We start from the raw sequence: 13,437 nt of genomic DNA, 5'->3' as shown, positions 1-13,437 counted from the left end.
CCATGAAGATCCTGATCGTCGAAGACGAGTTGAGAACCGCCGACTACCTCTCGAAGGGGCTGACGGAGCAGGGCTGCGCGGTCGACATGGCGCACAACGGCATCGACGGCCAGCACCTGGCGCTCACGCACGACTACGACGTGATCGTGCTCGACGTGATGCTGCCGGGCCAGGACGGCTTCTCGGTGCTGCGCGGGCTGCGCGCCGTGAAGCAGACGCCGGTGATCATGCTGACCGCGCGCGACCGCGTGGAGGACCGCGTCAAGGGGCTGCACGAGGGCGCCGACGACTACCTGGTCAAGCCCTTCTCGTTCCTCGAGCTGCTGGCGCGGCTGCAGGCGCTGAACCGGCGCGGCCGCAAGCAGGAGCCGATGCAGCTGCGCATCGCCGACCTGCAGATCGACCTGCTCGCGCGCAAGGCCTTCCGCGGTGCCACCCGCATCGACCTCACGGCCAAGGAGTTCGCGCTGCTCGCGGTGCTGGCGCGGCGCCAGGGCGAGATCCTCTCGAAGACCGCCATCGCCGAGCTGGTGTGGGACATGAACTTCGACAGCAACACCAACGTGGTCGAGGTCGCGATCAAGCGGCTGCGCGACAAGATCGACGTGCCTTTCTCGCCCAAGCTGCTGCACACCATCCGCGGCATGGGCTACGTGATGGAGCTGCGCGAGGACGGCGCCACGCCATGAAGCGCTCGATCGCCGCGCGGCTGGTGCTGATGTTCGCGGCGGCGGCGCTCGCCACCTTCGCGCTGATCGGCGCGGCGCTGCAGGGCGTGCTGCTGCGCGAGCTCGAGCGCCACCAGTACGAGGAGCTCGACACCACGGTCAAGAGCCTGCAGTTCTGGATCCAGGCCATCGGCACGCCCGAGCGCTGGTCGCGCGTGCAGGCGCGCATGGATGCGCTGACGCCCGAGGACGGCAGCACCCGCTTCTGGGTGCTCAGCGACGATCCGCGCTTCCAGTACGGCAAGGGCATGGCCGAGATCGACGCCCTCACGCGCGAGACCGGCCGCAGCCTGCTGCTGCCCGGCGAGGAGAAGCCCTACCGCACGCTGTCGGCCCACATCCCGCCGTTCGAGCAGCGCCCGGCCGTGCGGCTGATCGTCGGCAAGAACACCGAGCCCTATGCGCGCACGCGCCGCACCTTCCTCACGGCGCTGGTGTCGCTGGGCCTGGGCGCGGTGCTGGTGGTGGCGGCCGCCGGCTACTGGATCGCGCGCGTCGGCCTGCGCCCGCTCGACCAGCTCTCGCGCGAGGCGCAGGCGCTGCGGCCCAAGATGCGCTCGCAGCGGCTGCGCTCGGGCGCGCTGCCGGTCGAGCTGTCGGGGCTGGCCGAGGCCTTCAACGGCGCGCTCGCGCGGCTCGAGGAAGCCTATGGCCAGCTCGAGGCCTTCAATGCCGACGTGGCGCACGAGCTGCGCACGCCGCTGGCCAACCTGATCGGCAGCACCCAGGTCGCACTCTCGCGCCAGCGCAGCGCGCCGCAGTTCGAGGAGGTGCTGCAGGCCAACCTCGAGGACCTGGAGCGGCTGCGCTCGATCGTCAATGACATGCTGTTCCTCGCCCGCGCCGACCGCGGCGAGGTCGCCACCGGGCTGGTGCTGACGCCGGTGGCGCAGGAGGTGCGCAAGACCATCGAGTTCTTCGAGTTCGTGCTCGAGGAGAGCGGCGCGCAGGTCGAGATCGAGGGCGACGTGCTGGCCGAGGCCCAGCTCGAGACCGCGCTGTTCCGCCGCGCCATGTCGAACCTGCTGCAGAACGCGATCGAGCATTCGCCGCCGGGCGCGCGCATCGCGGTGCGGCTGCGCGAGACGCCCGCGGCGACCTGGATCGGCGTCTCGAACCCGGGCGCGCCGATCGCCGAGGCGCACTTGCAGCACCTGTTCGACCGCTTCTACCGCGTCGATGCCGCGCGCAACGACGGCGGCGAGCACCATGGCCACGGGCTCGGGCTGGCGATCGTGCGGGCCGTGGCCAGCATGCACGGCGGGCAGGTCGCCGCGGCCAGCGCGGACGGCGTGAATACCTTCGAATTCAGCGTCGCCCGGCCGGCGGCCTGAACCCGTCGCGCGGGGGCCGGCCATGACCCCCGAAACGCGCCGCAACCCGCATGGCCAATGGCCTCCCGGCGACAGGCCCTTGCGCCATGCCGCAGAATCCATGCCGCCCATGACCACGTTCGCACCCTCTTTCGCCATCACGGAGCCGTTGCCATGGCACAGCTGATGTCGCTGCTGGTGCAGAACGCGATCCTGGTGGTGTTCGCCGCCAGCTTCGCCGCCCGCCTGGGCCTGCCGGTGCCGGCGGCCGCGGTGCTGGTGGTCACCGGCGCGCTGCTCGCGGCCGGCGACATCTCGCTGGCCGGCGTGGTGCTCGCGGCGGTGGCGGCCAACCTGCTGGGCGACGGCGCCTGGTTCTATGCCGGGCGGCGCTTCGGCTATCGCTTCATGCGCCTCTTGTGCCGGATCTCGCTGGCGCCCGACTCCTGCGTGCGCCGCGGCGAATCGCTGATCGGCGACTGGGGCGGCCTGTCGCTGGTGGCCGCCAAGTTCGTGCCGGGCGTGTCGGTGGTGGCGCCGCCGATGGCGGGCGCGCTCGGCATGTCGGTGCCGCGCTTCATCGGCTTCGACATCGGCGCCGCGCTGATCTGGACCGGCCTGTTCCTCGGCCTGGGCTGGGGCTTCCGCAACCAGATCCAGGACGTGCTCGCGGTGATGGCGCAGGCCGGCGGCATCGCCACCATGGCCCTGGGCGCGTTGCTGGTCGTGTTCCTGGTGGTGCGCTGGTGGCGCCGCCGCGCCTTCATGCGGCTGACCGGCATGCCGCGCATCTCGGTCGACGAACTGCACGAGATGCTCGCGGGCGACGAGCCGCCGCTGGTGATCGACGTGCGCGGCGCGGCCGGCCAGCAGGTCGATCCGCGCCGCATCCCGGGTGCGCTGTCGTACACGCTCAAGGCGCTGCAGCAGCGCGGCCTCGACCTGTCGGCCGCGGCCGGGCGCGACGTGGTGCTGTACTGCAACTGCCCCAACGAGGTGTCGGCCGCGCAGGCCGCCCGCGTGCTGCTGGCGCGCGGTGCGCGGCGCGCGCTGCCGCTGACCGGCGGGCTCGATGCCTGGGTGGCCTCGGGCCGGCCGACCTCGCCGCACTGACCCCGATGCGCGGCGGGCGCGTGCCATGACCAAGACCCGCGTGCCAGCGCCTTCCATCGTCGCCGCGCTCGAGCACGCGCTGGGCCCGGTCCATGGCTTCGTGCCGCTGGCCGAGGGCGAGGAATCGCAGGCCTTCGCCTTTCGCGCCGAGGGCCTGGGCAGCGCGGCCCAGGCCGAGCACGTGGTGCGCATCCACCGTTCGCGCGAGGGCTTCGACAAGGACGACTTCGCGGCGCGCCGCTTCGCGCGGCCGGGGCTGCCGGTGCCCGCGGTCACGGCCATCGGGCGCATCGAGGACCTGTCGTTCGACCAGAGCTTCGAGGGGCCCTTCTTCGGCAAGCCCTTCTATTGCGTGTCGCGGCGCCTGCCGGGCAGCACGCTGCAGGAGCTGCCGATCGACATGCTGTCGCTGCTGGCCGAGCCGCTGGCGCGCACGCTCGAGCACCTGGCCGCCAGCGACCTCGCGGGCACCACCGGCTTCGGCCGCTTCGACGCCAACGGCACCGGCGAGCATGCGAGCTGGCGCGCTTTCCTCGATGCGGTCGCCGAGCGCGACTGGAGCGCGGCGCGGCTCGATGCGCAGGCCCTGTGGCGCGTCGAGCGGCAACTGGCGATCGTGCGCGGCCTCGCGCCGTCCTGCCCCGAGGTCCGCCGGCTGGTGCACGGCGACTTCGGCTCGAACAACGTGCTGACCGACGGCCGCGAGATCACCGGCGTCATCGACTGGTCGGAGGCGCTGTTCGGCGATCCGCTCTACGACGTGGCCAACATCTTCTTCTGGCGCCCCTGGCTCGCCTGCATGGAGCAGCAGGCACGCCACTTCGAGCAGGCCCTGCCGGCCGACCCGGGTACGGCCGAGCGGCTGCGCTGCTACCAGCTCCACATCGGCCTGCGGCAGATCCACGACTGCGCGCTGGCCGGCGAGGCCGAGGACCTGCTGTGGGCGCTCGAGCGCAACGCCCGGATCGCCGGCCAGGCCTGAGCCGGGGCCGCCGGCGGGGGCGGTGGTAGTCTTCGCGCCCGAGATGAACCTGCGCACCAAGATCGTGGCCCTGGCCGTCGCACCGCTGCTGGTGGCGCTGGTGCTGGTCGCGCTCGCCGTGCGGCACCAGGAGCACGACCTCGCGCAGCGCGAGCGCGCGCTGATCGAGCAGAGCTACATGACCCAGCGGCGCAACGAACTGCGCAGCTACGTCGACCTCGCGATCAGCATCGTCAAGCCGCTGTACGACGCCGGCCAGGACGACGAGGCCACGCGCGCCGAGGCGCTGCGCCGGCTGGCCGCACTCGACTACGGGGACGACGGCTACTTCTTCGTCTACGACCTGCAGGGCCGCTCGCTGATGCACTCGCGCCAGCCCGACCTCGTGGGCCAGGACCTCTGGGGGCTCAAGGATTCGAGCGGCCGCTTCACGATCCAGGACCTGATCGCGCGCGCGCAGGAGGGCGGCGGCTACGTCGAGTACGAATGGCGCAAGCCCTCGAGCACGCAGCGCGCGCCCAAGCTCGGCTACGTGGTCGCGCTGCCGCGCTGGAACTGGATGGTCGGCACCGGCCTGTACCTCGACGACATGGAAGCCACCGTGCAGTCGCTCGACCGCCAGATCAGCGCCAACGTCACGACCACCCTGCTGTGGATCGCCGGCATCGCCGCGCTGTGCCTGGGCGTGGTCAGCGCCGGCGGCCTGCTGCTCAACCTCAGCGAGCACCGCGTGGCCGAGGCCAAGCTGCGCCTGCTCGCACGCCGCGTGGTGCAGTCGCAGGAGGAGGAGCGCGGCCATCTCGCGCGCGAGCTGCACGACGGCACCAGCCAGACCCTGGTGTCGGCCAAGCTGCTGATCGAGTCGGCCGTCGATGCGCTCGACCGCGCGCAGCATCCCGCGCCGCCCGCGCTGGGCAAGGCGCTGCAGCGGCTCAACGATTCGCTGACCGAGGTGCGCCGCATCTCGCACCGGCTGCGCCCCGCGCTGCTCGACACGCTGGGCCTGCCGGCCGCGCTCGAGCGGCTGGTCGACGAATTCGGCGAGGAGGGCCAGGGCTCGACCGCCGCCTCGCTGATGGTCGAGGGCGAGCCCTTCGAGCTGTCGCAGGAGGTGAAGACCGCGCTGTTCCGCACCACGCAGGAGGCGCTGACCAACGTGCGCAAGCATGCGCTCGCGCACGAGGTGCACATCGCGCTGGCTTTCGGCGAGCGCGAGGTGCGGCTCGAGGTCGGCGACGACGGCATCGGCTTCGACGTCGATGCCGTGCAGCTCGACCCGCGGCGCGGCATCGGCCTGCGCAACATGCGCGAGCGCGTGGCCTCGATCGACGGGCAGCTCGTGGTGCGCTCGGGCAGCGGGCGCACGCGCATCGTGGCGATCGTGCCCGCGGCGGGCGCGCGGGCCGTGGGCGGCGCCTCGGGCTGATCGGTCCGCGCAACCCCTTCCTTCATCCACCCCAACGAATGCCCCGACGATGACGACCGCCAAGGCCCGCACTCCGGCTCCGATCCGCATCTTCCTGGTGGACGACCATCCGCTGGTGCGCGACGGCCTGCGCGCGCGGCTCGGCGCGCTGCCCGGCCTGGAGATCGCGGGCGAGGCCGGCAGCGCGGCCGAGGCGCTCGCGCAGATGGACAGCGTGCGGCCTGACCTGCTGCTGGTCGACATCGGCATGAAGGACATGAACGGCATCGAGCTGGCCGCGCTGCTGCTCGAGCGCGAGCCGGCTCCGCACGTCGTGATGCTCAGCATGTACGACAACCCCGAGTACGTGCAGCGCGCGCTGCAGGCCGGCGCGCACGGCTACGTGCTGAAGGACGCGCCCGCGTCGGAGATCGTCGCGGCCATCGAGGCCGTGTCCGCGGGCGGTACCTTCCTGAGCCCGGCCGTGTCGAAGAAGCTGTTCCGCAACCAGACCCCGCGCCCGCTGCTCACGCCGCGCGAGAGCGAGATCCTCGCGGCGCTGGGCCGCGGCGAATCGAGCAAGCAGATCGCGCGCGACCTCGGCCTGAGCGTGCGCACGGTCGAGGCGCACCGCCAGAGCATCAAGCGGCGGCTCGGGATCGAGGGGCAGGCCGAGCTGATCAAGTATGCGGTGGAGCATGCGAGGGAGTTCGAGCGGCGCTGAATGCGCCGCAAAAGTTCCCGTCTGCACGCAGTTGGCGCGAACTTCGGAGTTTCCGAACGAAACGGACGTAAACGAATGAGCGCCGGCCTCGCGCCGAGCGCACAACCTGCCTCCGCATGAGGTAGAACCGCAGCCTCGCCGCGCGGCGACGGATCGCTCCGAACCCGTGCATCGTTCACGCTGCCTCGCTTTCGCGTGCGTGCCGGCCGAAGGCCGGCGTAGCGCCCGTTAAATTCGAGCCGGTGCGTTCCCGCCGCTTCGCTGCGCGGGGGCGTCACCGAACTGTCATCCATCCACAAGGAATCACTCGTTTTGAACAAGACCGACCTCATTGCCGCCATTGCCAACGACACCAGCCTGAGCAAGGCCGACGCCGCCCGCGCCCTCGACGCGGCGCTCGACAACCTCTCGCGCGCGCTCGCCGGCGGCGACACGGTGCAACTGATCGGCTTCGGCACCTTCGCGGTGACCAGCCGTCCCGAGCGCACGGGCCGCAACCCGTCGACCGGCCAGCCCCTGACGATCAAGGCCAGCAAGGCCCCCAAGTTCACCGCCGGCAAGGCGCTGAAGGACGTGGTGAACGGCGTGGCGCAGCAGGCCTGATCCCGTGCTTCGCGGCGCGCGGTTCACGCGCGTTGCACCCCAGCCCTCCGCGGGCCCGCGCATCCGATGCGCGTGGAACGCGGAGGGTTTGCTTTTGGCGCGCGGGCATTCGCGCTAGAGTGCGCGCACGTTCACAAGACCCGTCCATCGACATGCACGACGCACGCGCGCACGACCCCGGCCACCGCATCCCGACGCAACTGCATCGGTTCCTTGCCGCCGGGGCCTGCGTGGTGGCGATCCTGGCCGCGGGCTGCGCGAGCCGGCCCACGCCGCCGCCCTCGCCGTCGATCCCCACGGTGCGCAGCTCGCCGCTGAGCGACGAGCAGTCGAACAGCATCGCGATCCATGCGCTGGGGCTGGTCGGCACGCCGTACCGCTACGGCGGCAACACGCCCGATGGCGGCTTCGATTGCAGCGGCCTGATCGGCTACGTCTACCGCGAGAGCGTGGGGCAGTCGACGCCGCGCACGGTGGCGCGCATGGCCTCGTTCGGGCAGGGCGTGCCGGCCTCCGAGATGCGCACCGGCGACCTCGTGATCTTCGGCGCGGGCACGCCGACGCATGCGGGCATCTACGTGGGTGCGAACCGCTTCGTGCATGCGCCCTCGACCGGCGGCGAGGTCAGGCTCGACCGGCTCGACGGCATCTACTGGTCGCGCCAGCCGGTGCAGGTGCGGCGGCCCGGCTGAGCCGCGCGCTCACTCCTCGGCCTCGCGTCTCGCGCGCTGCTTGCGCCGGCGCCAGTCGGCCTGTTCGTCGTCCTCGGCCCAGCGCGCGAGCAGCGCGGCACGGGCCGTGCCGTGGGTCGCGCGCAGGGCCGCGGCATCGTCGCGGGTCAGGGGCAGCCAGTCGTTCGCCTGCATGAGATGGAGCCACTGCGCGCCGCAATGGCTGCACGACGCGAGCCGCAGTTCGTGCCTGCCGGCGTGCCCGAGCAGCGCCTGCGTGCCCAGCGCGGGCGTGCCGCAGCAGGTCCACAGCAGCGTCATGTCGGGCCGGGCCCGCACCTGGCCGGCCCAGGCCGCGGCGCGGCGCCACAGGGCGTTGTTCGTGTTCATGCGCGTGCTCGCAGTGCTGGCATCGGAAATGCACCGAGTATGGAAAGCCGCGCATAAAAACGGCGTCGAATGCGCGGCGGGGTGCATCAAGAAGCCGTAAACGCCCCCGATCGCGCGGCCCTCGGGTTTTCCATTACGCAAAGCCACGCGCTCCGCCCGCGCGGTGCGACGGATGGCAGGGCGCGCGCATCCGGCAAGACTCCCGGGGTTCGACAAATCCGAGGAGACAAAGCATGCAGAGCATCCGCCGCCACCTGGTGTGGCTCGTCATCGCGGTGTTCGGCGCCTTCGCGCTGGGCACCGTGGCCCTGAGCCGTGGGGAAACGATCAACGCGATCTGGGTGGTCGCCGCCGCGATCTGCACCTACCTGATCGCCTACCGCTACTACAGCCTGTTCATCGCCGACAAGGTGCTGGGCCTGGACGGCAACCGCAAGACGCCGGCGCACCGCCACAACGACGGCCTGGACTACGTGCCGACCGACAAGAACGTGCTGTTCGGCCACCACTTCGCGGCCATCGCGGGCGCGGGTCCGCTGGTGGGCCCGGTGCTGGCGGCGCAGATGGGCTACCTGCCCGGACTGCTGTGGGTGCTCGCGGGCGTGGTGTTCGCGGGCGCGGTGCAGGACTTCATCGTGCTGTTCATCTCCACGCGTCGCGACGGCCGTTCGCTCGGCGACCTGGTCAAGCAGGAGATGGGCGTGGTGCCCGGCATGATCGCGCTGTTCGGCACCTTCATGATCATGATCATCATCCTCGCGGTGCTGGCGCTGATCGTGGTGAAGGCGCTGGCCGAATCGCCGTGGGGCACCTTCACGGTGGCCGCGACGATTCCGGTCGCGGTCTTCATGGGCCTCTACCTGCGCTACATCCGCCCGGGCCGCATCGGCGAGGTGTCGATCATCGGCTTCGTGCTGCTGATGCTCGCGATCTTCGGCGGCCAGTGGGTGAGCCAGGACCCGGTCTGGGGCCCGGCCTTCACCTTCGACGGCAAGGCGCTGACCTGGATGCTCGTGGGCTACGGCTTCGTCGCCGCGAGCCTGCCGGTGTGGCTGCTGCTCGCGCCGCGCGACTACCTGTCGACCTTCCTGAAGATCGGCACCATCATCGCGCTGGCGATCGGCATCGTGGTCGTGGCGCCCACGCTGCAGATGCCCGCGGTGACGCAGTTCGCGCAGGGCAACGGCCCGGTGTGGTCGGGCAACCTGTTCCCGTTCCTGTTCATCACCATCGCCTGCGGCGCGGTGTCGGGCTTCCATGCGCTGATCTCCTCGGGCACCACGCCCAAGATGCTCGACAACGAGCGCCATGCGCGCTTCATCGGCTACGGCGGCATGCTGGCCGAGTCCTTCGTCGCCGTGATGGCGCTGGTGGCGGCCTCGTGCATCGAGCCCGGCATCTACTTCGCGATGAACAGCCCCGGTGCCCTGATCGGCACCACGGTGCAGCAGGCGGCGCAGACCATTTCGGGCTGGGGCTTCGTGGTCACGCCCGAGATGCTGCTGCAGACCGCCAAGGACGTGGGCGAGACCACCATCCTGGGCCGCGCCGGCGGCGCACCCACGCTCGCGGTCGGCATGGCGCACATCCTGCACCAGGTGATCGGCGGCCAGGCCATGATGGCCTTCTGGTACCACTTCGCGATCCTGTTCGAGGCGCTCTTCATCCTGACGGCGGTCGATGCCGGCACGCGCGCGGGCCGCTTCATGCTGCAGGACCTGCTGGGCAGCTTCGTGCCCGCGCTCAAGCGCACCGACTCGCTGCCGGCCAACCTGGTCGCGACCGCGCTGTGCGTGGCGGCCTGGGGCTACTTCCTCTACCAGGGCGTGGTCGATCCGCTGGGCGGCATCAACACGCTGTGGCCGTTGTTCGGCATCTCGAACCAGATGCTGGCCGCGGTGGCGCTGCTGCTCGGCGTGGTGGTGCTGTTCCGCATGAAGCGCGAGCGCTATGCCTGGGTGGCGGCGGCGCCGGCCGTGTGGCTTTTGGCCTGCACGCTGACCGCGGGCTGGCAGAAGATCTTCTCGAGCGATCCGAAGATCGGCTTCCTCTCGCATGCGGCGAAGTACAGCGAAGGCCTGGCCAACGGCGTGCTGGTGGCCCCGGCCAAGACCACGGCGGCGATGGAGCGCATCGTCTTCAACGACCGGCTCGATGCCGCGCTGTGCGCGCTGTTCATGTTCGTGGTGCTCAGCGTGCTGGTCTACAGCATCAAGGCCTGCCTCGCGGCGCGCGCGGCCAACCGGCCGACCGCGCACGAGACGCCGTTCGAGCCGATGGGCGGCGCGGTCGCGGCGCGCGGTGCGCACTGAGTGCGCGAACCGCAAGGGAACGCACGATGCCCATCGATGAAGCGCTCGCCACCACGGAAGGCCGCGGCCTCGCGGACACCGGGCGCTACATCGCGCGCTCGATCCGGCAGTCGCTGCGGCTGATGGTCGGGCTGCCCGACTACGACGTCTACCTGAGCCACATGGCGGCCACGCATCCCGACCGGCCGCCGATGAGCTACGAGGCCTTCTTCCGCGAGCGGCTCGAGGCGCGCTACGGCGCGGGCAAGGGGCGCTGCTGTTGAGCTGGGCGAGAATGGTCCGCTGACGATCACCACGCTTCCGAAGGAAGCGTTTTTTCATTCATGCAAGAAGAGTTGGAGACGGCGATCGGCCTGCTGAACGCAAGCCGGCGCGTCGTCGTTTTTTCCGGCGCGGGGCTGTCCCGCGCCTCGGGCATCCCGACCTACCGGGACGCCGATGGGCTGTGGATGCAGCAGAACGCGATCCAGTTCTCGCATGCGGAGGACCTGGCGCGCGATCCCGCGGGTTTCACGAAGTTCTGGGCGCAGCGTCTGGCCGTGATCGAGGAGGCGGCGCCGAATCCGGGGCATCGGGCGCTGGCTGCGCTGCAGCGGTTGCGGCCGGCTACGCGGCTGATCACGCAGAACGTCGATGGGCTGCTGACGCAGGCGGGATGCATGGACGTGCTGGAGCTGCATGGGAATTTGCGGCGGTGGCGGTGCGATCGGTGCGGGAATCGGCATGGGCCCTGGCCCTTTCATCGCTGTCTGCGGTGTGGGGGGCATGCGCGGCCGGATGTGGTGATGTTTGGGGAGATGTTGAATCCGGGGGTGTTGATGGATGCGCAGGAGGCTTCGGTGGACTGCGATCTGTTCGTGCTGGTTGGGAGTACGGCTGTGGTTTATCCGGCGGCGGATTTGCCGGTGGCTGCGATGGCGCATGGGGCTGCGTTGATCACGTTGAACATGGAGCCTATTGCGCATCTGGACGACAGGGCGCGTGTCGTGCTGAGAGGGGCTTCGGAAGTCTTGTTGCCGTTGATGGTGGATGGGTTGAAGGGGGGTTGAGATTGCAGGCCGGGTCTCGCCCCGGCGGGCGACTCACTTTTCTTGTCTCGCCAAGAAAAGTAAGCAAAAGAAGGCGACCCCACTGTCTGCGACCCTCCGCTTCGCTACGGGCAACCTGCGGTGCTCGCGTTTCGCGGGGTCTCGCAGAACTCGCTTCGCTCAAACAGCTGCGAGCCCTTATCCGCGAAACGCTGCGCTCCTCGGCGCAGCCAGAGGGGGTGGCTCGGGCCATCGCTTCGCTCGGCCTTGTGTTTGTCTTGTCCCCTCTCCCTCTGGGAGAGGGTTAGGGTGAGGGCACCGGGCCTCGCAAATGGACAGGGCCTGCCTATCGCCGCCCTCGCGCGGCACTACGAAGCAGCAGGAAAGCGGTGGTACATGAAGTACTTGCTGTCCTGCTCCCAGCCCTGCCCTTCATAGAGCTGCTGCGCCGACACGTTTTCGCGCGCGACGTTCAGCGAGATCCGCGCGGCACCCAGTGACCACGCATACGACTCGACAGCCGCGAGCAGGCGCGAGGCGACGCCCTGGCGGCGCCCGGCCGCGGCGACGAACAGGTCGTTGAGGATGAACACACGCGTGAGCGAGACCGACGAGAAGATCGGGTAGAGCTGCGCGAAGCCCACGGGCACGGCGCCGTCGTGGCAGAGGAAGAGCACCGATTCGCTATGGTCGAGGCGCTCGCGCAGGAAGGCGCGTGCGGCGGGCAGGTCGCCGGGCTGGCCCTGGAACTGGCGGTACTGGTCGAACAGCGCGGCCAGTGCATCGAGGTCGGCCATCACGGCCTGGCGGACGGAGATCGTGGTCATGGAGCGGTGGGATGAGATGAAGCGCGCAGGGTAGCAAAGCACCCGCGCGCTGCGGACTCAGCGAGGCTCGCCGCGCCACACGGGGCGCAGTGCATCGTCGATCGCCCAGTGCGCTTTGCAGGGCTCGATGCGCACGCCGCCGATCCAGCGTTCGTGGCTCGCATGGTCGATCCAGTACCTCTCGCCCGCGAGCACGCGCCGGCCCAGTGTCGTGAGTTCGAGCGGGCGCTGGGGCCAGTCGCGCTGTGCATCGGATTCCACGATCAGCGGATCGGCCGCGTCGATCAAGGGACGCACGAGCGCATGGAACATCAGGTCGCCGAGAAAGGGCAGCGGCTCGCGGTGCTCATTGAGTTCGGCGTAGACCTGGCCGAACGCGAGCCGGTCGTGCTCGTCGATGGTCTGGAGCACCAGGCGCTCGGTCAGCGAGAGGCCGTCGCGTAGCGAGGGCAGCTCCTGCAATTGCCGCCGCAACGCGGGCGCGAGGAAGGGCAGGGCGGGCGTCTCGCCGTGCGCGATGTCGGCCCAGGCGTCGGGCGAGGGCGCGCGGTAGGCACGCCATGCGTTGCGCGCGAGTTCGAGCGCAGGCGCATCGATGGGCCTGCGGCGCGGCCACAGCCAGGCCAGCACGGCGGGTGCGAGCTGGCCGATGCCGATGAAGCGGTCGACGCCGGGCACGCGATCGATCTCGATCAGCTCGAGCTTCGCGGGCAGGCGCTCGAGCCGCGCGAGCACGGCGATCAGGAACAGCTGGTCGTAGGCATCGGCCTCGCACCAGAGCACGGCGCGGCTTGCATCGGGCAGGCGCGCGAGCGCTTCGTATTCGCCGCGCATGCGGCCGCGTGCATCGTCGGGCGGCAGGCCGAAGGTCCGGGCGACGAAGGCGCTGCGCGTCTCGATGAAGGCGGCTTCGGGCTGCTCGGGCACCGGGCCCATGCACAGCGGGTCCGCGAACATGTGGAAGGCGCCGCGGAAACCGGCGAGCCGCAGGGTGTGGGCGATGTCGTTGCCGCAGCGCCAGTGCCGGGTGCCGGCCTCGTCGTCGGCCACGAAGCCCGGATGGGCCGCGGCGAAGTCGACCGCGTCGACATGGGCCTTGAGCCGGGGCCAGCTCGCGAAGCCGAGCTCGCGCGCGATCAGCCATTGGGCGTCGGCCAGCCGTGGTGCCGAAGCGCTCCGACGCGAAGGAAGGGACGGTGGCGCAGCGGCGCTGCCATCGGCGAGCCGTGCGAGCAGTTCCTTGGCGCGCTTGCGCTGCTGCTCGAGGTTGATGTGGCCGCTGCGGGCCGAGGCGCGATGGGTGTCGCGAGGGGTGTTGGACATACGAACTCCAGTGTCGGC

14 protein-coding genes are annotated in these 13,437 nt (G+C 70.5%); 11 read left to right on the top strand and 3 right to left on the bottom strand.

Annotated elements, in window-relative coordinates:
* Positions 1 to 2 precede the first annotated feature (2 nt).
* The 8 genes from AC07PU_RS23490 (at position 3) to AC07PU_RS23455 (ending at position 7,560) form a co-directional block, all read left to right on the top strand.
* Positions 3 to 689, top strand: a complete 687-nt coding sequence (locus AC07PU_RS23490; RefSeq protein ID WP_057597212.1) for a heavy metal response regulator transcription factor — start codon at positions 3 to 5, stop codon at positions 687 to 689.
* Complete coding sequence (locus tag AC07PU_RS23485; RefSeq protein ID WP_208508966.1) at positions 686 to 2,062, top strand: heavy metal sensor histidine kinase; 1,377 nt, start codon at positions 686 to 688, stop codon at positions 2,060 to 2,062. The genes AC07PU_RS23490 and AC07PU_RS23485 overlap by 4 nt, the downstream gene beginning before the upstream one ends.
* Before the next feature lie 153 nt (positions 2,063 to 2,215).
* A complete protein-coding gene (locus AC07PU_RS23480; RefSeq protein WP_093340688.1) occupies positions 2,216 to 3,154 on the top strand; it encodes a DedA family protein/thiosulfate sulfurtransferase GlpE in 939 nt (312 codons plus the stop codon).
* A 25-nt stretch (positions 3,155 to 3,179) separates the two neighbouring features.
* Entirely contained in the window at positions 3,180 to 4,136 is a 957-nt protein-coding gene (locus AC07PU_RS23475; RefSeq protein ID WP_495320940.1) for a phosphotransferase family protein, read from the top strand.
* Between the two features lie 43 nt (positions 4,137 to 4,179).
* Entirely contained in the window at positions 4,180 to 5,562 is a 1,383-nt protein-coding gene (locus AC07PU_RS23470) for a cache domain-containing protein (protein WP_495320938.1), read from the top strand.
* A gap of 49 nt (positions 5,563 to 5,611) precedes the next feature.
* The gene (locus AC07PU_RS23465; protein WP_093340682.1) at positions 5,612 to 6,265 is read left to right on the top strand and encodes a response regulator; all 654 of its coding nucleotides are present in this window, start codon (positions 5,612 to 5,614) and stop codon (positions 6,263 to 6,265) included.
* 312 nt (positions 6,266 to 6,577) lie between these two features.
* Positions 6,578 to 6,868 carry an HU family DNA-binding protein gene (locus AC07PU_RS23460; RefSeq protein ID WP_093340680.1) on the top strand — a complete coding sequence of 97 codons (291 nt, stop codon included), beginning with the start codon at positions 6,578 to 6,580 and terminating at the stop codon, positions 6,866 to 6,868.
* Positions 6,869 to 7,020: 152 nt separating this feature from the next.
* Entirely contained in the window at positions 7,021 to 7,560 is a 540-nt protein-coding gene (locus AC07PU_RS23455) for a C40 family peptidase (RefSeq protein ID WP_495320935.1), read from the top strand.
* Between the two features lie 9 nt (positions 7,561 to 7,569).
* On the opposite strand, the gene AC07PU_RS23450 is transcribed toward AC07PU_RS23455, so the two are convergent.
* A complete protein-coding gene (locus AC07PU_RS23450) occupies positions 7,570 to 7,929 on the bottom strand; it encodes a hypothetical protein (RefSeq protein ID WP_495320934.1) in 360 nt (119 codons plus the stop codon).
* Between the two features lie 233 nt (positions 7,930 to 8,162).
* Here AC07PU_RS23450 and AC07PU_RS23445 point away from each other — a divergent pair, with 233 nt between their 5' ends.
* From AC07PU_RS23445 to AC07PU_RS23435, 3 genes are read left to right on the top strand one after another with little or no spacing between them, the layout of a single operon-like run.
* The gene (locus tag AC07PU_RS23445) at positions 8,163 to 10,241 is read left to right on the top strand and encodes a carbon starvation CstA family protein (protein WP_495320932.1); all 2,079 of its coding nucleotides are present in this window, start codon (positions 8,163 to 8,165) and stop codon (positions 10,239 to 10,241) included.
* Positions 10,242 to 10,267: 26 nt separating this feature from the next.
* Complete coding sequence (locus AC07PU_RS23440) at positions 10,268 to 10,504, top strand: YbdD/YjiX family protein (protein ID WP_093340672.1); 237 nt, start codon at positions 10,268 to 10,270, stop codon at positions 10,502 to 10,504.
* Positions 10,505 to 10,564: 60 nt separating this feature from the next.
* Complete coding sequence (locus AC07PU_RS23435) at positions 10,565 to 11,290, top strand: SIR2 family NAD-dependent protein deacylase (RefSeq protein ID WP_495320929.1); 726 nt, start codon at positions 10,565 to 10,567, stop codon at positions 11,288 to 11,290.
* Between the two features lie 347 nt (positions 11,291 to 11,637).
* Here the strand turns inward: AC07PU_RS23435 and AC07PU_RS23430 are convergent, their stop codons facing one another.
* A complete protein-coding gene (locus AC07PU_RS23430) occupies positions 11,638 to 12,096 on the bottom strand; it encodes a GNAT family N-acetyltransferase (RefSeq protein WP_495320927.1) in 459 nt (152 codons plus the stop codon).
* A 57-nt stretch (positions 12,097 to 12,153) separates the two neighbouring features.
* Positions 12,154 to 13,419 (bottom strand): DUF1835 domain-containing protein, encoded by a 1,266-nt coding sequence (locus AC07PU_RS23425; RefSeq protein ID WP_495320925.1) that lies wholly within the window; start codon positions 13,417 to 13,419, stop codon positions 12,154 to 12,156.
* Positions 13,420 to 13,437: the final 18 nt, after the last annotated feature.

The sequence above is a fragment of the Variovorax sp. GW821-FHT10D07 genome (assembly GCF_059415325.1).
Note: the sequence above shows the minus strand (reverse complement) of the source record. Positions and strands in the feature narration are given on the sequence as shown.